Source organism: Novosphingobium olei, assembly GCF_037076535.1.
GTDB lineage: Bacteria > Pseudomonadota > Alphaproteobacteria > Sphingomonadales > Sphingomonadaceae > Novosphingobium > Novosphingobium olei.
The window spans coordinates 1,946,541-1,967,456 of the sequence record NZ_AP029021.1 but is presented as its reverse complement, the minus strand read 5'-3'; the positions used below and the strand labels follow the sequence as shown (position 1 = coordinate 1,967,456).

Annotated in this window: 19 protein-coding genes and 1 pseudogene; 13 read left to right on the top strand and 7 right to left on the bottom strand. The window is 64.7% G+C overall.

Features of this window, described 5'->3' with window-relative positions; genetic code table 11:
* Positions 1–75: 75 nt before the first annotated feature.
* Positions 76–750 (top strand): response regulator transcription factor, encoded by a 675-nt coding sequence (locus AACH40_RS09255; RefSeq protein ID WP_169493488.1) that lies wholly within the window; start codon positions 76–78, stop codon positions 748–750.
* Positions 751–777: 27 nt separating this feature from the next.
* Positions 778–2,187 (top strand): sensor histidine kinase, encoded by a 1,410-nt coding sequence (locus AACH40_RS09250; RefSeq protein ID WP_422394894.1) that lies wholly within the window; start codon positions 778–780, stop codon positions 2,185–2,187.
* A gap of 4 nt (positions 2,188–2,191) precedes the next feature.
* Here the strand turns inward: AACH40_RS09250 and AACH40_RS09245 are convergent, their stop codons facing one another.
* From AACH40_RS09245 to rph, 4 genes are read right to left on the bottom strand one after another with little or no spacing between them, the layout of a single operon-like run.
* Positions 2,192–3,070 carry a tyrosine recombinase XerC gene (locus AACH40_RS09245; RefSeq protein ID WP_422394905.1) on the bottom strand — a complete coding sequence of 293 codons (879 nt, stop codon included), beginning with the start codon at positions 3,068–3,070 and terminating at the stop codon, positions 2,192–2,194.
* A 14-nt stretch (positions 3,071–3,084) separates the two neighbouring features.
* Positions 3,085–4,248, bottom strand: coding sequence for a radical SAM family heme chaperone HemW (gene hemW, locus AACH40_RS09240; protein WP_338645853.1), 1,164 nt, complete (start codon positions 4,246–4,248; stop codon positions 3,085–3,087).
* Between the two features lie 3 nt (positions 4,249–4,251).
* Positions 4,252–4,875, bottom strand: coding sequence for an RdgB/HAM1 family non-canonical purine NTP pyrophosphatase (rdgB, locus tag AACH40_RS09235; RefSeq protein WP_338645851.1), 624 nt, complete (start codon positions 4,873–4,875; stop codon positions 4,252–4,254).
* Entirely contained in the window at positions 4,872–5,588 is a 717-nt protein-coding gene (gene rph, locus AACH40_RS09230) for a ribonuclease PH (protein WP_169493648.1), read from the bottom strand. Before rph ends, rdgB begins: the two co-directional genes overlap by 4 nt.
* A gap of 114 nt (positions 5,589–5,702) precedes the next feature.
* On the opposite strand from rph, the gene AACH40_RS09225 reads away from it, so the two are divergent.
* From AACH40_RS09225 to AACH40_RS09210, 4 genes are all read left to right on the top strand, one after another.
* Entirely contained in the window at positions 5,703–6,176 is a 474-nt protein-coding gene (locus AACH40_RS09225) for a hypothetical protein (RefSeq protein ID WP_338645849.1), read from the top strand.
* Complete coding sequence (gene hrcA, locus AACH40_RS09220) at positions 6,173–7,237, top strand: heat-inducible transcriptional repressor HrcA (protein WP_338646020.1); 1,065 nt, start codon at positions 6,173–6,175, stop codon at positions 7,235–7,237. Before AACH40_RS09225 ends, hrcA begins: the two co-directional genes overlap by 4 nt.
* On the top strand, positions 7,234–7,806 hold the full coding sequence (locus tag AACH40_RS09215) for a nucleotide exchange factor GrpE (protein ID WP_169493483.1): 573 nt from the start codon (positions 7,234–7,236) through the stop codon (positions 7,804–7,806). Before hrcA ends, AACH40_RS09215 begins: the two co-directional genes overlap by 4 nt.
* Positions 7,807–7,880: 74 nt before the next feature.
* Positions 7,881–8,135: a glycine zipper domain-containing protein gene (locus AACH40_RS09210; RefSeq protein WP_169493482.1), complete on the top strand. Its 255-nt coding sequence runs from the start codon at positions 7,881–7,883 to the stop codon at positions 8,133–8,135.
* On the opposite strand, the gene AACH40_RS09205 is transcribed toward AACH40_RS09210, so the two are convergent.
* Together AACH40_RS09205 and AACH40_RS09200 are read right to left on the bottom strand one after the other, a co-directional pair.
* The gene (locus AACH40_RS09205) at positions 8,136–8,600 is read right to left on the bottom strand and encodes a vgr related protein (RefSeq protein ID WP_338645839.1); all 465 of its coding nucleotides are present in this window, start codon (positions 8,598–8,600) and stop codon (positions 8,136–8,138) included.
* Positions 8,601–8,607: 7 nt separating this feature from the next.
* Complete coding sequence (locus AACH40_RS09200; RefSeq protein ID WP_338645837.1) at positions 8,608–9,150, bottom strand: copper chaperone PCu(A)C; 543 nt, start codon at positions 9,148–9,150, stop codon at positions 8,608–8,610.
* 167 nt (positions 9,151–9,317) lie between these two features.
* Here AACH40_RS09200 and dnaK point away from each other — a divergent pair, with 167 nt between their 5' ends.
* Both dnaK and dnaJ read left to right on the top strand, forming a co-directional pair.
* Positions 9,318–11,225 (top strand): molecular chaperone DnaK, encoded by a 1,908-nt coding sequence (gene dnaK, locus AACH40_RS09195; protein ID WP_169493479.1) that lies wholly within the window; start codon positions 9,318–9,320, stop codon positions 11,223–11,225.
* 70 nt (positions 11,226–11,295) lie between these two features.
* Positions 11,296–12,426 carry a molecular chaperone DnaJ gene (gene dnaJ, locus AACH40_RS09190; protein WP_169493478.1) on the top strand — a complete coding sequence of 377 codons (1,131 nt, stop codon included), beginning with the start codon at positions 11,296–11,298 and terminating at the stop codon, positions 12,424–12,426.
* A 13-nt stretch (positions 12,427–12,439) separates the two neighbouring features.
* Here the strand turns inward: dnaJ and AACH40_RS09185 are convergent, their stop codons facing one another.
* Complete coding sequence (locus AACH40_RS09185) at positions 12,440–14,767, bottom strand: patatin-like protein (RefSeq protein WP_338646018.1); 2,328 nt, start codon at positions 14,765–14,767, stop codon at positions 12,440–12,442.
* A 131-nt stretch (positions 14,768–14,898) separates the two neighbouring features.
* Between AACH40_RS09185 and AACH40_RS09180 the strand changes: the two genes are divergently transcribed.
* The 5 genes and pseudogenes from AACH40_RS09180 to AACH40_RS18910 all read left to right on the top strand — a co-directional run.
* Complete coding sequence (locus tag AACH40_RS09180; protein WP_338645832.1) at positions 14,899–15,183, top strand: hypothetical protein; 285 nt, start codon at positions 14,899–14,901, stop codon at positions 15,181–15,183.
* 187 nt (positions 15,184–15,370) lie between these two features.
* Positions 15,371–16,756, top strand: coding sequence for a TIGR03013 family XrtA/PEP-CTERM system glycosyltransferase (locus tag AACH40_RS09175; protein WP_338645830.1), 1,386 nt, complete (start codon positions 15,371–15,373; stop codon positions 16,754–16,756).
* Between the two features lie 13 nt (positions 16,757–16,769).
* Positions 16,770–18,932 carry an XrtA/PEP-CTERM system histidine kinase PrsK gene (prsK, locus tag AACH40_RS09170; RefSeq protein WP_338645828.1) on the top strand — a complete coding sequence of 721 codons (2,163 nt, stop codon included), beginning with the start codon at positions 16,770–16,772 and terminating at the stop codon, positions 18,930–18,932.
* Positions 18,932–20,296, top strand: coding sequence for a PEP-CTERM-box response regulator transcription factor (prsR, locus tag AACH40_RS09165; protein ID WP_169493645.1), 1,365 nt, complete (start codon positions 18,932–18,934; stop codon positions 20,294–20,296). The genes prsK and prsR overlap by 1 nt, the downstream gene beginning before the upstream one ends.
* A pseudogene (locus tag AACH40_RS18910) lies at positions 20,190–20,831 on the top strand (tetratricopeptide repeat protein); the annotation flags it as partial. The gene prsR and the pseudogene AACH40_RS18910, both read left to right, overlap by 107 nt.
* Between the last annotated feature and the right edge of the window lie 85 nt (positions 20,832–20,916).

Here is a 20,916-nt window from a genome sequence, read left to right as displayed (position 1 = left end):
ACCATCTAGCGCCTGACAACGTTTGGCGCTGAAAGCTCCGCCTATGGAGCGCAGCGCAAGAAGGGGCAGCCGCGAATGCGTATCCTGATCGTCGAGGACGAACCGACTCTCGGACGTCAGCTGAAGACCACGCTCGAACAGAACGGCTATGCCGTCGATCTTTCCGTCGATGGCGAAGACGGCCACTTCATGGGCTCCACCGAGGAATACGACGCGGTTATCCTCGACCTTGGCCTTCCCGAGATCGATGGCCTGACCGTGCTCGGCATGTGGCGCAAGGAAGGCCGCAAGTTCCCCGTGCTCGTGCTGACCGCGCGCGACAGCTGGTCGGACAAGGTGGCGGGCCTCGATGCCGGCGCCGACGATTACCTCGCCAAGCCGTTCCAGACCGAGGAACTGATCGCCCGCCTGCGCGCGCTGATCCGTCGCGCTTCGGGCAATAGCTCCAGCGAGCTGATCGCAGGCGACGTGCGGCTTGACACGCGTTCGGGACGCGTCACGCTGAATGGCGAGCCGGTCAAGCTGACGGCGCAGGAATACAAGCTGCTGTCCTATCTGCTGCATCACAAGGGCAAGGTGGTCAGCCGCACCGAGCTGATCGAGCATATCTACGACCAGGACTTCGACCGCGATTCGAACACCATCGAAGTGTTCGTCACGCGCATCCGCAAGAAGCTGGGGCCGGACGTCATCACCACCATCCGCGGGCTGGGCTACAGCCTCGACGATCCGGCACAGCCGCGCGGGTAAGGGCCCGCGCGCCAGCACGCCCCAGCCATGACGACGCCCCCGGCGCAGACTGTGGAGACCATGCCGGAGGTGCCTGCGCGCGCGCCGCACACGGGATCGCTGGCGCGGCGCATGTTGCTGATCGCGTTCGCGTGGATCACGGTGCTGCTGCTTGGCGGTGGTATCGCGCTCGACCGGACGCTGTCGGGCCTTGTCGTGCGCAATTTCGACGAACAGCTCGGCTATATGCTGACCGCAATGGTCGCGTCGGCTGAAATCGGGCCGGACGGGGAGGTGTTCTTCAACCGGCCCTTGGGGGACCAGCGCTTTCTTGAACCAAACTCTGGCCTGTATTGGCAGATTTCAGGGCAGGGGCACGAAGACTTTCCCTCCCGCTCGTTATGGGATCGCACGCTCAAGCTGCGCAATGACCATTTCGATACCGAGCCGCACGTCTACGATTCCGACCAGTTCGAAGGCGAGCGGCTGCGGGTGATCGAACGCAGCGTGATCCTGCCCGGTAGCAATACGCTGTGGCAGTTTTCTGTGGCGGCTAGCCGGGGCGAAATCGACGCGCAGATCCGCCGCATCCGGTCGATCCTTGTGTGGTCCTTCGTGGTCCTTGGGCTGGGCCTGATCGGTATGGCATCGCTCCAGACATACTATGGCCTTTCGCCCCTGCGCCGCGTGCGCCGGGCCATCCAGCGCATGCGAGAAGGCGGTGCGGCGCGAGTGGATGAGCCGCTGCCGCTCGAGGTGCAGCCGCTCGTCGTCGAATTGAACGGGCTGCTGGAACACTCCGAGCGCCAGGCCGAAGAAGCGCGCACCCATGCCGGGAACCTCGCTCACGCGCTGAAGACGCCGCTTACGGTGGTGATGAACGCTGCCACGGCAAAGGCGGACGACCTTGCCGACACGGTCATCCGTGAAGCGGCGGTGATGCGGCGGCAGGTCGATCACCATCTGGCGCGCGCGCGGGCTGTCGGGCGCCGGGCGACCGGGCTCTCGCGCGCGACAGTGTGGGAAAGCGTCGAGGCGGTCGAGCGCGCGGTGTCGCGGCTCTATCCCAAGGTGCGGTTCGACATGGACGGCAACAAGGAAGCGCTGGTCGCGATCGAGCGGCAGGACCTTGACGAAATTCTCGGCAACCTGATCGAGAATGCCGCCAAGTACGGTGGTGGCTCGGTGTTCATTACCGTCGATGCATCGCCGCTCGATCCCAAGTATTGCGACATCTGGGTCGAGGACGATGGGATGGGCATTCCCGAGGAAGCGCGCGAGCGGATCTTCGATCGGGGCGCCCGGCTCGACACCGGCAAGCCGGGCACCGGGCTTGGCCTTGCCATCGTGCGCGACGTGGCCGAGCTCTATGGCGGTTCGGTCGATCTGGGCGAGAGCGAGGATCTGGGCGGGCTGCTGACAACGCTGCGGCTGCCGCGCGTTGCGGTAGCGCGTTAGGCGGTCACGCCCGGGGATGGGCGCTGCGGTAGACGTCGAGCAGGGTTGCCGCGTCCACTTTGGTATAGATCTGCGTGGACGACAGGCTCGCGTGGCCGAGTAGTTCCTGCAGCGAACGCAGGTCGGCTCCCGCGCCAAGCAGATGGGTCGCGAACGAATGGCGCAGGGCATGCGGTGTCGCCGTCGGGGGCAGGCCCAGCGCGACGCGGGCGCGGGCCACCGCCCGCTGGATCATCGCCTGCGCCAGCGGCCCGCCCTTGGCCCCGCGAAAAAGCAATTCGTCCTTTGCGAGAAGATAAGGAACTTTCGCCGCATAATCCGCAACCGAATCGCGCACGATCGGCAGAATCGGAACGATCCGCTCGCGCCCGCCCTTGCCTTTGACCAGCAGCGTTTCGCCCAGCGGCAGCACCCCGGCGGGCAGCGACAAGGCCTCGGCAATGCGCAGGCCCGCGCCATAGAGCAGCAGAAGGACAGCGCGATCGCGCGCGGCGATCCATTCCTCGGCCGCGTCTTCGGACACGGTGGCCGCGAGATTGACTGCGTCGTCGGGCGTGACCGGGCGGGGAAGCCCCTTCTTCACGCGGGGCCCGCGCATGCGTGGAGCCCGTGCCTCGGGTTCGCCGGCCTGAACACGTGCAAAAGCTAGGAAGGCCTTGAGCGCCGACAGTTCGCGCGCGGCCGAGACATTGCCGATCCCTTCACCCCGCCGCGCCGCGAGCTGCGCGCGCAGCGTCGGGGCTTCCAGGCGAGCAAGCGAAGACCACGTCTGGCCTTCCGGCAGGGCATCGAGCAGGCGCGCAGCAGTGGCGTGGTAGGCGCGTACCGTGTGGGGCGAGCGGCGACGCGCGTGGGAAAGATGGTCGTGCCAGATGCGGAGCATGTCGCCCCGGTCGATCACGCGACGAGTTCTTCGGGCACGAGTTCACCCAGCAGCCCGTCGAGAACGGCCATGCCCCGCTCCGTCACGCGCATGACGTGCGCGTCGGTGCCAGCGTCTGCTTCTTCCAGGTAGCCCATTTCGCGATAGAAGCGCCTTTTCGCCGGGACTATCAACTGGTCTTGCGTCAAACCGAAACGCCCAGCGAGCGCGGCCGGGCGGATGCCTTCGGCGAGACGCAGGCCCATCATCACCGCTTCGGCAGCCTGTTCGCGCTGGCCCAGCGCGCGCGTTTCGCAAAGCCCCTGGCCTTGTTCCTCTACTGCCTTGAGGAAGTTCTCGGGCTTCTTGTGCCGCACCGTCGCAACCCCCAGCCGGCGGCCATGCGCGCCCGGGCCAACGCCGATGTAATCGCCATAGCGCCAGTAGGTGAGGTTGTGGCGGCTCTCTTCCCCCGGCCGTGCGTGGTTGCTGATCTCGTAGGCCGGGAGGCCGGCCGCAGCGGTCATCTCTCGCGTGAGGGCGAAAAGCTCTGCCGCCGCGTCATCGTCCTGCGGAACGAGCTTTCCCTGACGAACCAGTGTCGCGAACTGGGTCCCCGGTTCGATCGTCAACTGGTAGAGCGAGAGATGGCCGGTTCCGTACGACAAGGCCTGCGTCAGCTCCGCCTGCCACGATTCCGGCGTCTGACCCGGGCGCGCGTAGATCAGATCGAAACTGACGCGCGAGAAATGCGACTGTGCGATTGCCAGCGCGTCCAGGCTTTCCGCAACCGAGTGCAGGCGGCCAAGAAACTTCAGCGTCTGATCGTCGAGCGCCTGCAGGCCAAGCGAGACGCGGTTGACCCCCGCCAAGGCCAGATCGGCAAACCTGCTCGCCTCGACCGAAGACGGGTTGGCCTCCAGCGTGACTTCAATGTCATCGGCAAAGCGCCAAAGTTTCGCCGCCTGATCGATGATGCGGGCGACGAGTGCAGGGGGCATCAGCGACGGCGTGCCGCCGCCGAAGAAGATCGAGCTGATCTCCCGGCCGCCGGTCAGTTCGGCTTCGAACGCCAGATCGGCCAGCAGGGCCTGTTCCCAGGCGGACGGATCGAACCTGTCGCGGACATGACTGTTGAAGTCGCAGTAGGGGCACTTTCTGAGGCAGAAGGGCCAGTGCAGATAAAGTGCCAGCGACATCGCTTATTCGAACTGGGCGGCAACCAGCTTGGCAAACGCATCCGCGCGGTGGCTGATGGCATGCTTTTCAGCCGGAGCAAGCTCTGCAAAGGTGCGCGTGTCGCCAACCGGCACGAATACCGGATCGTATCCGAAACCCATCGTGCCGCGCGGCGGCCAGGTCAGCGTTCCCGGAGCGCGGCCTTCGTAGACCGCTTCCGACCCGTCTGGCCAGGCAATGGCAAGCGTGCAGGCGAACCAGCAATCGCGGGGCGTGGACGGCCCCTTCTCGGCAATCTTCCCCTCGACCTTGCCCATGGCCATGTACCAGTCTCGTCCCGGCCCGCCTTCGTAAGGTGCGGCTTCGGCCCAGTCGGCGGTATAGACGCCCGGCGCGCCATCGAGCGCGACGACGCAGAGGCCTGAATCGTCGGCGAGCGCAGGAAGATGCGCCGCTTGCGCAGCCGCATGCGCCTTGATCAGGGCGTTTTCGGCAAAGGTCGTGCCGGTCTCAGCCGGTTCGGGCAGGCCGAGGTCCCCGGCAGCGAGGCATTCCATGCCATAGGGCGCGAGCAGGGCCTGAATTTCCCTGAGCTTGCCCTTGTTGTGCGTGGCGATGACGAGCTTGCCGGGGGTCAGCTTGTTCACCGTGACACGGCCTTTTCCTGGGCGGCGAAAATTTCGGTGCAACCCATCCGGGCAAGGCGGAGCAGGCGAAGCAGGCCTTCCTCGTCATAGGTGGCGCCTTCGGCCGTCGCCTGCACTTCGGCGATGTGGCCGCCCTCGATAAGGACGAAGTTCGCATCGGCATCGGCCGACGAGTCCTCGATGTAGTCGAGGTCGAGGACCGGCGTGCCCTGGTGGATGCCGCACGAGATCGCGGCGACCTTGCGGGTGAGCGGATCCTCCTTGATCGCGCCGCTGTCCAGCAGCTTCTGCACCGCAAGGCGCAGGGCGACCCATGCGCCCGAAATCGATGCGGTGCGCGTGCCGCCATCGGCCTGGATCACGTCGCAATCGAGCGTGATCTGGCGCTCGCCGAGCTTCTTGAGGTCGGTCACGGCGCGCAAGGAACGTCCGATCAGGCGCTGGATTTCCTGCGTGCGGCCCGACTGCTTGCCCTTGGCGGCTTCACGGCTGCCGCGCGTGTGGGTGGCGCGGGGAAGCATCGAATATTCCGCCGTGACCCAGCCTTCGCCCTTGCCGCGCAGGAACGGCGGCACGCGTTCTTCGATCGACGCGGTGACGAGCACCTTGGTGTCACCGAAGCCGATCAGGACCGAGCCTTCGGCGTGCTTGGTGAAGCCGGTTTCGATCGAGATGGCGCGCATTTCATCGGCTGCACGGCCGGAGGGTCGCATGATCATGTCCTTGTCCATTCTGGTCAGCGCGAGCGCTTAGCCGCGAAGCCGGGCGAAAGCCAGAGCGGCGCACGCTTCTGCGCGCCATGTTGAGTAGGACAAGAGGATCGCTACATGTGGGGTATGCCGATTCCCTTCCTGTCCACTCTTCTTGCAGCGGCGACCGTTGCCGAGCCAAGCGTTGCACCGGACAGCGTGTGGGTCGAGGTGGGCACACCGGGCAGTTGGGATGCGTTCGCGATCAATGCCGACGCTACGGGCGAACGGGTGACGCGCAACGCGCTTACCCATCCGGAAGCGGAGCCAGATCGGACCCGCTTCCCGACCGAGGCCGGGCTGTTCGAGCGCGCCCGCTCGCAATTCGCCCGCTTCCGCAAAGCTGCCGAGCCGGGCGAGGGATGCAAGCCTGCGGACAAGGACCCGATTTACACCCGGCTGCGCTGGCGCGAAAATGGGCAGACCTGGACCGCGACCTATTCAGATTCATGCGCTGCAATGCCAAAGGGCTTCTTCGAGACCGTAAGACCGATCGGACAGGCGCTCGATCGGTTCGTGCCCATGGTCGTACCCGTGCCGGATCGGCCATGACAGGGGCGACGCTTTCAGAGCTCTCGGCGCGCGCGCGGGACATCTTCCGGCTGGTGGTCGAAGGCTACATTGCGAGTGGCTTGCCAGTCGGCTCGAAGACGCTGGCTGGCTCGGGTGCGGTAAATCTCTCGCCGGCCTCGATCCGCTCGGTGCTCCAGGAATTGCAGGATGCAGGGTTGCTGGCGGCACCGCATACCAGCGCCGGACGCATGCCGACCGAAATCGGCCTGCGCCTGTTCGTGGACGGCATAATGCAGGTTGCTGAGCCTTCGATGGCCGAACGCGAGCAGATCGAACGCGGCCTTGCCAGCGGCGGGACGATCGAGGCCGCGCTCGCCGCAGCCTCGTCGGCCTTGTCAGAGCTTTCTGCCGGGGCGGGGGTCATCATGGTACCCCGGCGCGAGGCGCGGCTGGTGCAGCTCTCGTTCGTGCCGCTCGGCCCGGCGCGCGCCCTTGCAGTGATGGTCGCCGAAGATGGCAGCGTTGAAAACCGCGTCCTCGATCTGCCGGCGATGGCAGGCGCTGGCACGCTGGAACAGGCATCGAATTACCTGACGAGCCGACTCGCCGGCCGCACTCTGGCCGAGGCGGTGGCGATGATCCGTGCCGAAATTGCCGGTGGGCGCTCCGCGCTTGATGCGGTGAGCGCTGATCTTGTCCAGCGCGGCCTTGCAGTGTGGTCGATCGATGCGGCGCAGCGTCCTGTGTTGGTGGTGCGAGGACAGGCCAACCTGCTCGATGAGGCGGCGCTACATGACATCGAGCGCGTGCGTTTGCTTCTGGAAGAACTGGAAGGTGCCGAAGCCATCGCAGGCGTTCTGGATGCGGCGCGCGAAGCGGAAAGCGCGCGCATTTTCATTGGCAGCGAGAACCGCCTTTTCTCGCTTTCCGGCTCGTCGGTCATCGCGTCGCCGTGGCGCGACTGCGACGGGCGCGTTGTCGGCGTGGTGGGGGTAATCGGCCCGACGCGGTTGAATTATGCCCGGGTTGTCCCCATGGTGGATTTCACGGCTCAGAGCTTGAGCAAACTCATCGCACAGGACGGATTTTCCAGAAAATGACCGAGAACGAGACGCGCCCGCAGGATGCCGAAGCCAAGGCCGAACTGGAAGGCGTGCCAGAGGAACTGGTGCTTGGCGCGAACGACGAACAGGCGTCGGCCAGCGAGCTTGAGGCCGTGAAGGCCGAACTCGAAGCCGCCAAGCAGGACGTGCTCTATGCCAAGGCAGAGACGCAAAACCTGCGCCGCCGAATGGAAAAGGATATCGCCGACACGCGCGCCTATGCTGCGACGTCTTTCGCGCGTGACATTCTGTCGGTGGCTGACAACCTTTCGCGCGCGCTGGATTCGATCCCCGCTGATCTGCGCGAGGACGACAAGATGAAGAATCTGGTCGCGGGCCTCGAAGCGACCGGCCGCGAGATAGAGAAGGTCTTCGGTAGCCATGGCATCGTGCGCATTGCCGCCAAGGGCCTGCCGCTCGATCCTCACCAGCACCAGGCCATGCTCGAAATCCCTTCGGCCGATGTCGAGCCGGGCGTGGTGATCCAGGAACTGCAGGCAGGCTACATGATCAAGGACCGCCTGCTGCGCCCGGCCATGGTGGCAGTGGCCAAGAAGCCCGACTGACCCCCAAGGGCTTTACGGGAACCGTTCAAGCGTTCTCCTCGTAGTCCCATCAACGGGTTGCGAGGAGAATGACGATGGCTTCGAAGCTTTTGATTCCGGTGTTTGCTGGTGCGCTGGCGCTCGGCGGATGTGCCAGCAATTACGCCGGTGAAGGTGCGTTGGCTGGCGGCGCAGGCGGTGCACTGATCGGCGCTGCGACCGGTGGCGACGTCGCAACTGGTGCGGCGATCGGCGCGGCAGCCGGCGGCGCCGTCGGCTCATTGATCAAGAAGAACGGTCGCTGCTATCGCCGGGATGCGAACGGTTACGAATACCGCGTCCGCTGCTGATCAGGCGCGAAACGGCACCAGCGCTTCCAGCGCGGCCAAGGGCGGTGCACCCTGCTGGGGTGTGCCGCTTTTTGCCATGAACAGGTGCCGCACGATTTCGGCCTGCTGTTCGATGCCGTACTTCTCGAACGGTTTGCCGGCCACGTAGTCGTAGTCGTATCGGCAGAACGGATGGCGCGCCAGCGGCAGCCACCATCGCCCCCGTTGCTGCGATTGCCACACATGCACCATTTCGTGAATGAAGAGCCCTTGTGCAGGGAGGGACGACAGCGCGAAATCATCGCGCCAGTGCGGCCCGTCCGGGTGGAAATGGATGTGCCCCATCGGTGCCATCACGGTGTTGCGCGGCTGGAACGGGAAAAAGCGGCGCGGCCTGAGCCGCACCGGATCGAGTGCAATGGCATCCCCGAAAACGTGACGAACGAGCGCGCGCTCGTTCGTCGTCAGCGCCCTGTCTTTCGGCATTAGCCAATCACATCTTCATGTCATGGCCGCCCATGTCGTCGCTGCCACCGCCGACCCCTTCGACCTTGGCCGAGACGCTGACCTTGTCGCCATCGTCAAGGGTTACGGTCAGTTCGGTTGTGCCGCCAGCCTTGAGCGTCGGCGCGGTGCCGAACAGCATGACGTGGTAGCCGCCGGGCGCGAACTGGATCGCCTTGCCCGGTTCGAGCGCGACTTCCGTCACCGCGCCCATGCTGGCAACACCGCCTTTCATGGTGCTCTCGTGCATCTCGGCACGTTCCACGCCCTCGACATGGATCGCTGCGATCTTGCGCGGTGCGCCAGATCCTTGCGCAATGGTGAAATAGGCAACGCCCGGATTGCCGGAAACGGCCGGCAGGCGAACCACTGCGTCGGAAACAGTAATGCCAGGTGCGGCTTCCGGCCCTGCCGCGGCAGGGGCCGACGCGGTCGCTTCGGGGGCTTCGCCCGGCTGCTTCGAGCAACCGGACAGCACGAGCGCGATGCCGGTCGCGGCCGCGAGCGACTTGGCGAAAGAGTTGGCGCGCATCGGTTTTCTCTCCAATCCTTGAACTGTGCCCGACCTAGTGCGGGCAGGGCCTTGTGCCAAGTCGAAGCGCACCTATATCGCCCCTCGTCGGAGCCGCACAACGCCGCCTGCCCGGCAGGGGGGCGAGCGATTTCGCGGTGTCTCATTTGGAAGGAATTGGGGAAACCATGGCTAAAGTTATCGGTATCGACCTCGGCACGACCAACAGCTGCGTCGCGGTGATGGACGGGGGCACGCCCAAGGTCATCGAGAATTCCGAAGGCGCGCGCACGACGCCTTCGATCGTCGCCTTTACCAAGGACGGCGAACGCCTGATCGGTCAGCCGGCAAAGCGCCAGGCGGTGACCAATCCGGACAACACCATTTTTGCGGTCAAGCGTCTGATCGGCCGTCGTTTCGACGATCCGCTGACCCAGAAGGACACCGAGCTGGTTCCCTATTCGATCACGAAGGGGAAGAATGGCGATGCGTGGGTCAAGGCCGGCGGCCAGGACTACAGCCCGTCGCAGATTTCGGCCTTCACCCTGCAGAAGATGAAGGAAACCGCCGAGAGCTATCTTGGCGAGACCGTCACGCAGGCGGTGATCACGGTGCCTGCCTACTTCAACGACGCGCAGCGCCAGGCGACCAAGGATGCCGGGCAGATCGCGGGTCTGGAAGTGCTGCGCATCATCAACGAGCCGACCGCGGCGGCGCTGGCCTATGGCCTCGACAAGCAGGACGGCAAGACGATCGCGGTCTATGACCTTGGCGGCGGTACGTTCGACATCTCCATCCTGGAGATCGGCGATGGCGTGTTCGAGGTGAAGAGCACCAACGGCGACACCTTCCTGGGCGGCGAAGACTTCGACACCGCACTGGTCGAGTACCTGGCGGACAAGTTCAAGTCGAAGGAGAACATGGATCTCCGCGGCGACAAGCTTGCCCTGCAGCGGCTGAAGGAAGCGGCGGAAAAGGCCAAGATCGAACTGTCGTCGGCCCAGACCACCGAAATCAACCTGCCCTTCATCACCGCGCGCATGGAAGGTGGCAGCACCACCCCGCTGCACCTCGTCGAAACGATCACGCGCGCCGACCTCGAAAAGCTGGTCGCAGGGCTGATCCAGCGCACGCTTGAGCCTTGCAAGAAGGCGCTGGCCGACGCCGGCGTTTCGGCCAAGGACATCGACGACGTGGTGCTGGTGGGCGGCATGACCCGCATGCCGCGCGTTCGCGAAGTGGTGAAGGAGTTCTTCGGCAAGGATCCGCACACCGGCGTCAATCCGGACGAAGTCGTCGCCATGGGCGCGGCGATCCAGGCCGGCGTGCTGCAAGGCGACGTCAAGGACGTGCTGCTGCTCGACGTGACCCCGCTTTCGCTGGGTATCGAAACGCTGGGCGGCATCATGACCAAGATGATCGACCGCAACACCACGATCCCGACCAAGAAGAGCCAGGTCTATTCGACCGCCGAGGACAATCAGCAGGCGGTGACCATCCGCGTGTTCCAAGGCGAGCGAGAAATGGCCCAGGACAACAAGCTGCTCGGCCAGTTCGATCTCGTCGGCATTCCGCCGGCGCGTCGCGGTGTGCCGCAGATCGAAGTGACGTTCGACATCGACGCCAATGGCATCGTGAACGTCAGCGCGAAGGACAAGGGCACCGGCAAGGAGCAGCAGATCCGCATCCAGGCGTCTGGTGGTCTTTCGGACGCGGACATCGATCAGATGGTCCGCGATGCCGAGAAGTTTGCCGAAGAGGACAAGAAGCGTCGTGAGGCCGCCGAGGCCAAGAACAACGCCGAAAGCCTCGTCCACGCGACCGAGCGCCAGCTTGAAGAGAACGGCGACAAGATCGACGCCGCGCTCAAGGGCGAGATCGAAGCGGCAATCGCCGAAGCCAAGGCTGCCATCGAAAGCGGCAATGCCGACGAGATGAACGCCAAGACCCAGGCGCTGACCGACAAGGCGATGAAGATGGGTCAGGCGATCTACGAGAAGGATCAGGCTGCTCAGGCTTCGCCCGGTGCCGAAGCGCCGAAGGCGGATGACGATGTGGTCGATGCCGAATTCTCGGAAGTCGACGACACCAAGTGATGTTGCGATGATTTCGACCCGCCGTCTGCGTTTCAGCGTGGGCGGCGGGTCGTCTATGTAAGGAACCGCAATGTCGGCCGAGATTGATTTCTACGAACTGCTCGAGGTCGAGCGCACCGCAGACGACAAGGTGCTCAAGTCGGCCTACCGCAAGCTCGCGATGAAGTTCCACCCGGACAAGAACCCGGGTTGCGCGGACAGCGAAGCCAAGTTCAAGCAGATCAACGAAGCCTACGCCTGCCTCTCCGATCCGCAGAAGCGTGCGGCTTATGATCGCTATGGCCATGCTGCGTTCCAGCAGGGCGCTGGTGGTGCCGGCGGTGGCTTCGGCGGCGGCGGCGACTTCGGAGATCTGGGCGACATTTTCGAGAGCATCTTTGGTGGTGGCTTTGGTGGCGGCCGGAGCCAACCGCGTCGTGGCGCGGACTTGCGTTACGACATGGAGATCACGCTCGAAGATGCCTTCCACGGCAAGCAGGCCGAAATCGAGGTGGAGATCTCGCAAAAGTGCGATCCGTGCGACGGCACGGGCGCACAGCCGGGCACCTCGGCGCGGCGCTGCAATCTGTGCGGTGGCCACGGCAAGGTTCGCGCGCAGCAGGGCTTCTTCATGGTCGAGCGGCCATGCCCCAACTGCCACGGGCGCGGGGAAGTGATCGAGAAGCCCTGTCGGCAATGCCGCGGCGAAGGTCGCGTCGATGCCGAGCAGAAGCTGGAGGTGCAGATTCCGCCGGGTGTCGACAATGGCACTCGGATCCGCCTAGCGGGCAAGGGGGAGGCGGGGCCATTCGGGGCGCCGGCCGGTGATCTCTATATTTTTCTCCATATCAAGCGCCACCGCGTGTTCGAGCGGGACGGCACCACGCTGCTGACCCGCGCGCCGATCAGCTTCACCACGGCGGCGCTTGGCGGCTCGATCGAGATTCCCGGCCTGGATGGCGCGCGCCACGCCATCGACATTCCCGCCGGCATCCAGTCCGGCAAGCAACTGCGCAAGCGCGGGGCGGGCATGCCCGTGCTGCAAGGGCGTGGGCAGGGGGATCTTGTTGTCGAGATCCAGGTGGAGACTCCAACCAAGCTTTCCGCTCGGCAGAAGGAATTACTGCGAGAGTTCCAGGGAACCGAGACCGGCGAAGAATGTCCGCAGTCCAAGGGCTTCTTCGAACGCATCAAGGATGCCTGGACTGATCTGACCGAGTAACGCGCCTGCGTCTTCACGCTTCCGCGAAGGCCGCGCGCACTTCCTGTTCGATACCGGCGACAAGGCCCGGCTCGGCAACGAGGCGGGCCTTTTCCTCGTCGAGGATTGCGAGAAACGCATCGCGCTTGAAACGGCGCACGACCACGCCATCGAGCGGCGGCTCGATCGTCGAGGCGATCAGGTCGATGGTTCGCTCGGCCCCGTGCAGCCGGCCCCAGAGGTAGTCGTTCTCGCGATAGGCGCGGCTGAAGAACGCGCCGAAATTGAAGAATTCCACCCCGCGCAGGCAATCGAACGTGCCGCCGGGCCGGATCGAAGTGGCGTCATCGGGCGAGATTCGGTCGACCTTGACCGGATCGAATTCGCCCATGCCTTCGCCCTGCAGCAGGGGAAGTGTCGCAACGTCGTAGAACGGGAAGCCGAGGTAGGCATAGAGAAAGCGTCGGCGCAGCGGCTTTTCCATCGCTTCAAGCGCGGCGACGATCATCGCGTCAACTTGCAGGTCGATGCTCATGAGATCGCGGCGTGCGGCGATTGCGGCCAGTGCCGCTGCAGGATCTCGGGTGGCGACGGCGGCCGTTTCGGCGAAACCGGGCCCAAGACCCGTTGCCGTTTCACGCCCTTGATACAAAGCTTGCGCGCGATAGACCATGTCGCGCGCTGCTTCGCGGGCTTCGGGAGCGGTGCCTTCCGCTTCGTCCCAATCGTGCGTCAGGCGGCGGGCCAGCAGCTTCAGGCGGCGGATGCGAAAGGCCAGATCGTGGTTCCGGAACAACGCGATGGCCTCAGGCCGCGCGCCGCCGCGAAGTTCTGCCAGGCGGTCCAGGCCTTGCGCCGAGAGGTGACCCCACAGCGCGGTTTCGACCGCGCCACGGGTTGCCGCTTCCGGCGCGGCCTCGCAGATCACTTCGGCCAAGTCGGCAACGATCCCGGCCAGCTTGACCTGGGCATAACCGTGAAAAGCAAAGCCGGCCTGTTCTGCAGCGGCTTGCTGCGCCTTGTTGCGCCAACCTGTAAGGCGCTTGAGCGTGGGGGAGTCGAAGAAGAGCGTGAATCCGAACAGCCTCTCGACCGTTTCCTCGATCTCCGGCTGCAGTGCATCGACGATGGCCCGCATGCGGGCGCGTTCGCGCGATTGCTGTTCCAGCGCCTCCAGATTGTCGCGGATCGGCTGTTCACGCGGGATGGAGGACAGCGATCCGAAAATCGCCGAAAAGAAACCGACCGTGGCCCCTCCCCGCGGGGCGATGCGCATGTGGTCCGGACTGGGGTCGATGTAGACGAAGCGGCGGTCTACCTCGCGCTGCGCTGGCCGATCGCGCAGGACGCCGATCGCTTGGGCGAACGGTCGGTTGACGAGAACGGCACCGTCAACAAGTGCAGCACCTTCGATTTCGCCGCGCTTCCAGCGGACCGGCATGATCCTTTGCAGGAACGAAGCGCGTGTCGGCCAGTCGAGCGATCGCTCTTGCACGAGCTGGTCGGCCTCGTTGACAGTCAGCGGCGGAAAGGCGCCGGGAAAGCTGGCGGTCGCGCGGGCCGCAAAGACCAGTTCGGGAACAGGGGCGAGGCCAGCATCCTGCCCATCGCCGGCCGCCTTGCGAAATCCGATGGTCAGCCGATGCTCGCTCTCGACCACCAGCGGCGGGCTGTTCAGCCGCAACTCCTCCGGGTGGCCGTTGAAGTCGGTCGCGGTCACCTGCAGGTCGAGCGGGTGGCCCGGCGGCAGAAGCGGCTGGCCGTCGGCGTCTTCGTCGCCAACGCTGCGCGCCATGGCATCGAGCGCTTCGGTTATCAGGCGCGAGAAGCCGATGCCGCTGAACGGCGGAGCAAACCAGCGCGCGCGGATAAGCCGCGAAACCTTGCGTCGCACTTCGGCGCGCGTGTGGGACGCGACCGTTCGGGAAACCACGTTTCCGGGCCATTTGAGCACGAACCAGACGATCGGCTGGGCCCAGAATTTGGCAAACCGGCCCCAGGGCTTCGCGTCTGGATCCAGCAGCACGTCCACATCTGCACGATCGAGCCAGAGTCGCGTCAACGGTTCGAGGCTTTGACCGCTGGCAAGCGCTTGGCCGAGGAAAACGCCGTTGATGCCGCCAGCGCTTGCGCCCGAGATGATGTCGGGCAGGAGCCGCAGCCGCACGCCTCGCGTCAGCTGTGCGGTCTCGAACATCGCGCGATAGACGCCCTCGATTCCGGAAGAGCGGGCGTCGCTGCGATGGAAGGCCCGGCTCGCCCGGGTGGCGTGCCAGATCTCCTTCGTCACCCCATGCATGTACACCGCAAGGCTGATACCGCCGTAGCAGACGAGCGCGATGCGGAGTTCCTTCTGGCGCATGCGGCGGAACATGGCAGCAGGTGAATGGTCTGGCCAGAGTGCAGGACGCCAAATCATTCGGCAATCGCGGAACCTGCAGCATTTCCGGGCATTTGTGCCGCAACATGAAAATCTTCTGAAAGGCACCAGTCATGGTCGAAGAACGCGTAGTTGAAGTCGAACGTCCCGCCGGCGCGACGCACACTCACACCACCGTTTATGACGATCGCTCGCGGTCTGGCGGAGGTGCGGGCTGGTTCATCGCAATCGTGCTGGTGCTTGCGCTGGCAGCGGGCCTCTACTTCTTCGCCAACATGTCGAACAGCCGCGCCTCGCGCGATAACGCGATCGCCGGGGCTGCCTCCGACGTGGGTGCGGCGGCCAAGAAGGTAGGGAGCGCCGCCGCCACCGCTGCCGACAAGGCGACCGACAAGTAAGTCACCAACCTGTAAGTTTGGGCGACATGTGGGCGCGTCGGAGTTTGCCGGCGCGCCCTTTTTCATGAATTTTATTTCTTGCGCGGCCGGATTTCACTGTCAAATTTACCGACGCTTTACGTCCGAGGGCTAGGACCGACGAAAGCGGCGGGCCCTGACCGGCCGTGATCGGGGTGACAACAGGCAGATGTTCCGGCTCTTCAAGCACTACATTCCCAACGCGGTGCTCGTGCTGGCGCTCGTGGACTTCGTCCTTCTGCTTGTGTCGGGCGAACTAGGCTGGCTGCTTCGTGCCCGACAGATCGGCATGGATCCCGGTCTCGTCACGCAGCGGTGGGTGCCGCTGCTCAGCTATGCCCTGCTGACCCAGTTGGCCATGATTGCAGTTGGCGTTTACGGTTCGGATGCGCTGCGGTCGATGCGCTATGCCACGGCTCGCCTGCTTGTTGCGATCAGCCTGGGCATCATCGCGCTGTCGGTGGTCTATTTCATTCTGCCGGGCCGGACGCTGTGGCGTTCGAACCTGTTCTACGCGATGGGCATCACGATCGTTCTGCTGGTATTCGTGCGACTGGTGCTCGGCAACGTGCTCGGTACGGCCCCCTTCCGACGCCGCGTGCTGGTGCTGGGGGCAGGCGATCGGGCAGAACGGCTTCGCCAGTTGGCCGAGCGGCCCGAAGCAGGGTTCCTTATCGTCTGCTTCGTGGCGATGAGCGATCAGAAGCCGGTGATCGAGGAAGCCATCGGGCGACATGCAATCCACAACCTGACGCGGTTTGTCGACAATCTCGGCGTGGGCGAAGTGGTGCTTGCGCTGGAGGAGCGGCGCAATTCGCTGCCCCTGCAGGATCTGTTGCGGATCAAGACCACGGGCGTTCACGTCAGTGACTTCTCCACGTTCCTGGAACGCGAGACGGGTCGGATCGACCTCGATACGGTCAATCCAAGCTGGCTGATCTTTTCCGACGGCTTTTCGTCGGGCCGTATGTTGTCGAGCGTGTTCAAGCGCCTGTTCGACGTCATCGTCAGCCTGGCGCTGCTGATCATCACCCTGCCGCTGGTTCTGGTCTTCGCGATCATCGTCAAGCTTGACAGCCGCGGGCCGGCCTTCTTCCGCCAGACGCGCGTCGGGCTCTACGGCCAGACGTTCAATCTTATCAAGCTGCGATCGATGCGGGTCGATGCCGAGGCGGGTGGCGCGCAGTTTGCGCAGGAGAACGATCCGCGAGTGACGCGGGTCGGCCGCATCATCCGCAAGGTGCGGATCGACGAGCTGCCGCAGGTCTGGACAGTGCTCAAGGGGCAGATGAGCTTTGTCGGCCCGCGGCCGGAACGCCCCGAATTCGTCACCGATCTGGAAGAGAAGTTGCCGTTCTATGCCGAACGACACATGGTCAAGCCCGGCATCACGGGCTGGGCGCAGATCAACTACCCCTACGGCGCCTCGATCGAGGATTCGCGGCACAAGCTCGAATACGACCTGTATTACGCCAAGAACTATTCGCCCTTCCTCGACCTGATCATCCTGCTGCAGACGTTGCGCGTGGTGATTTGGCGCGAAGGTGCGCGCTGAGGGGCGCGGCGCGATGGCAAACCCCCTTGGCTGGGCCGGGCTTGCGCAGTGGTCCTTCCTGCTGGCCGCGTTCGGCGCCATGCTGCTTGCGGTCTGGCTGGTCGATCGGCGCCGGCGCGGAAAGCCGTCCGCCCGGACCGAGATTGCCGCGCTTGGGCTGACCGCACTGTGGGCCATGCTGGCTGCGGGCGTTGGCCAGACGTATTTCGTGACCCAGGCGGCAGAGGTTCTGCGCAACCTTGGCTGGCTGGCTGTCGTCTATGCCTCGTTCGCAAGGGACGGGCGCCACACCAGTGTGGGGCCGGTGCGTCCAGTGCTGATCGTGCTGGCGATGCTGGAGCTGTTCCAGCCGGGGCTGTTGTTGCTCAACGTGCGCTATGCCGGCAACGCCAGCGCCCAGGGCATGATTTTCCAGATGTCGGTCATGTTCCGGCTGCTTCTGGTCACCGGCGCCCTTGTGCTGGTTCACAACCTCTACGTCGGTTCGGTAAGCGCCCAGCGGGGCGCGGTCCGCTGGACCTGCGGCGCGCTGGCGATCATTTGGGGATACGACCTCAACTATTACACGATCGCCTACCTCGGCAGCCAGGTGCCAATAGAGATGGCCGCGATCCGGGGCCTCGCAACTTTGATTGCCGTGCTGCTGCTATGCATCGGCGCCTTGCGCGGGCAATCGACCCTGCGCTTTTCCCCGTCGCGCACGATCGCATTCCAGTCGCTGTCGCTGCTGGTGATCGGTGGCTACATGATCGCGATGGTTGCGGCAGCGCAATCGCTCGCCTGGCTTGGCGGCAACGTCGGGCAGCTGGCGCAGCTGGGCTTTGCCTTTGCGACCACGATTGTCGTCGTCGCCCTGGTGCCTTCGCGCCGCTTGCGTGGCTATCTCAACGTCTGGCTTGCCAAGCACTTCTTCCAGCACCGCTATGACTACCGCGCCGAATGGCTGCGCTTTACCCGCACGATCGGGCGAGGGGGGGCGGGTGCCACGCCGCTGCATGATCGCGTGGTCCAGGCCGTGGCAGACATCACCGACAGCAGTCGCGGCCTTCTTCTGGTTCCGGGCGAGCATGGCGACCTCATGCTCGCCGCGCGCTGGCAATGGCCGACGCTTGAGGTTCCTGCCGAAGCGATGGCCGCCGCCAGTGCGGCTTTCTTCGAACGCCGCGGCTTTATCGTGGATTGCGACGAAATTCGCGACGGTGTCGATCACGGTGGCGAGGCGACGCTCATGCCCCGCTGGCTGATCGAGGACGACAGCGTCTGGGCGCTTGTTCCGCTGCTTCACTTCGACCGTCTGGTCGGTCTTGTCGTGCTTGGCCATCCGCCGTTGCCGCGCAAGCTGGACTGGGAGGACTTCGATCTTCTGCGCGTCGTGGGGCAACAGCTGGCAAGCTATCTTGCCGAACATGGCGGGCAGGTTGCCCTGCTGGAGGCCAGTCGCTTCGACGAATTCAACCGCCGCATCGCCTTCGTGATGCACGACATCAAGAACCTTGCGAGCCAGTTGGCGCTGCTTTCGCGCAACGCCGAACGCCATGCCGACAACCCGGAATTCCGCAAGGACATGCTGGTTACGCTGCGCAACGCGGCGGACAAGCTCAACGCTTTGCTGGCGCGCCTGTCGCGGTATGGCGCGGGCAATGTCGAACGGCTGGAGGAGGTCGAGGCCGCCGACGTCATCCGTGCCATCGCCTTGCGCTATGACCCGGTGCAGAACGCCGCAACCGGCGATGGTCCTCGGGTCTTCGTGACAGACGCCCAACCCTGCAGGCTGCTGGCCAACCGCGAGACGCTGGAGCAAGTGCTTCTTCATCTCGTCCAGAATGCGATCGACGCGAGTCCGCCGGGCATGGCCGTTTTCCTCCAGACCCGCAGCGAAGGGCTGTGGGGCTATGTCGAGGTGATCGATACAGGCTGCGGCATGAGCGCCGACTTCGTTCGCAACCGCCTGTTCAAGCCGTTCGTATCGACCAAGAACGGCGGCTTCGGCATCGGCGCCTTCGAAGCGCGCGAGCTGGTCACCGCCATGCGCGGACGGCTCGATGTCGAAAGCCGCGAAGGGCTGGGCAGCCGCTTTACCGTGCGCCTGCCGCTGGCTGCGACGGCAAGCCTCATTGATTCCCTGTCGTCGCCTTCGGGCAGCGGCGGCAACGATAGTGCAAAGAAGGTGGCATGATGGCGGACGACCGTCCGAAACTGCTGATCGTCGAGGACGATCCGGGCCTGCAGGCCCAGCTCAAGTGGGCTTACGAAGACTTCGAGGTGTTCATTGCCGGTGATCGTGCCAGTGCGCTTGCGCTGCTGCGGTCCGAGGAGCCACCGGTCGTCACGCTCGATCTCGGCCTGCCGCCCGATCCGGACGGGACGAGCGAAGGGTTTGCCGTTCTTGACGAGATCATGGCGCTGAAGCCCGATACAAAGGTCGTGGTCGCATCCGGCCACGGTGCGCGCGAAAGCGCGCTTCGGGCCATTTCACATGGTGCCTACGACTTCTACCAGAAGCCGGTGGATATCGATGCACTCGGCCTGATCGTGCGCCGGGCACTGCATCTGCACCGTATCGAGCGCGAAAACCGCATGCTCGCGGAAAAGGCGCCAGCCGATAACCGCGTGCTGGGCCGTCTGGTCACCGGCGCGCCGGAGATGGTCAAGGTCGCCCGCACCATCGAACGAGTGGCCAATACCAATGTATCGGTGATGCTGCTGGGCGCCAGCGGCACGGGCAAGGAACTGCTGGCGCGTGGTCTGCACGATGCCTCGATCCGCTCGAAGGGCGCGTTCATCGCGATCAACTGCGCGGCGATCCCGGAAAACCTGCTCGAAAGCGAGCTGTTCGGACACGAAAAGGGCGCCTTCACCGGCGCGGTCAAGACGACCGAAGGCAAGATCGAGCTGGCCAACGGTGGCACGCTGTTCCTGGATGAAGTGGGCGACATTCCGCTCCAGCTCCAGGTCAAGCTGCTGCGCTTTCTGCAGGAGCGCACGATCGAACGCATCGGCGGGCGCAAGTCGATAGAGGTCGACACCCGCATCGTTTGCGCAACGCACCAGAACCTCGAGGCCATGATCGCCGATGGCCGTTTCCGCGAAGACCTCTACTACCGCCTTGCCGAAATCGTCGTCCGCATTCCCAGCCTTTCGGACCGTCCGGGTGATGCCGCGCTTCTCGCCAAGGTCTTCCTCACGCGCTTTGCCAAGGAAATGAATCCGCAGGTCAAGGGGTTCGCACCCGATGCGCTCGCGGCGATCGATTCGTGGGGCTGGCCGGGCAACGTGCGCGAATTGGAAAACCGGGTGAAACGTGCGGTGATCATGGCCGATGCCAAGCTCGTAACCGCTCTGGATCTCGATTTGGAAGGTGGGGACAACGACGGCGAAACCCCGCTCAATCTGAAGTCCGCGCGCGAAGCGACCGACCGCAAGGTGATCCGCCATGCCCTCGCACGCAGCGAAGGCAATATCTCGAGCACCGCGCGTCTGCTCGGGATCAGCCGTCCGACCCTGTACGACCTGCTCAAGCAGTACGATCTCCAGGCCTGACGTGCGGCGTGTGGTTCGCCTCCTTGTTCCGCTGCTGCTGGCGGCCGCGGCTGGCGCGCCGGTCAGCGGCGGGGCTACCCCGCTGGATGAAGCGCGGGCTGCGGCCGGCAAGGCGCTGGAGCGGCGTGACCCGATCGCAGCCGAAGTGATCCTGCGCAAAGCCATAGCGGCAGGGGTTCCGGCTGATGCGCTGCGGGCGCAATTGGCCGAAGCGCTGCTGCGGCAGGGCGACCGGGGTGAAGTCCGCCGTGTCCTGGCGCAAGGCAGTTTCACGCCCGAAACGAGCGGGCTTGGCTGGCGCGTGCGGGGGCAACTCGAAATGTCGTCGGGCAATCTGCCTGGCGCGGCGCAGGCGTTCGACAAGGCGCTGTCGTTCACGCCGCGCGACGCCGATCTGTGGACTGCGATCGCGTCCCTGCGCTTTTCGGGTGGCGAGCAGGCGCAGGCCGTTGCGGCGGCCGACTTTGCCGTTCAGCTTGACCCGCACAATCCGCGCGCACTTGCGTTGCGGGGCATGTTGATCCGTGAACAGTACGGGCTGCAGGCTTCGTTGCCCTGGTTCGAGGCTGCGTTGCAGCTTCAGCCCGAGGATCCCGGCCTGCTGGCGGAGTATGCAGCGA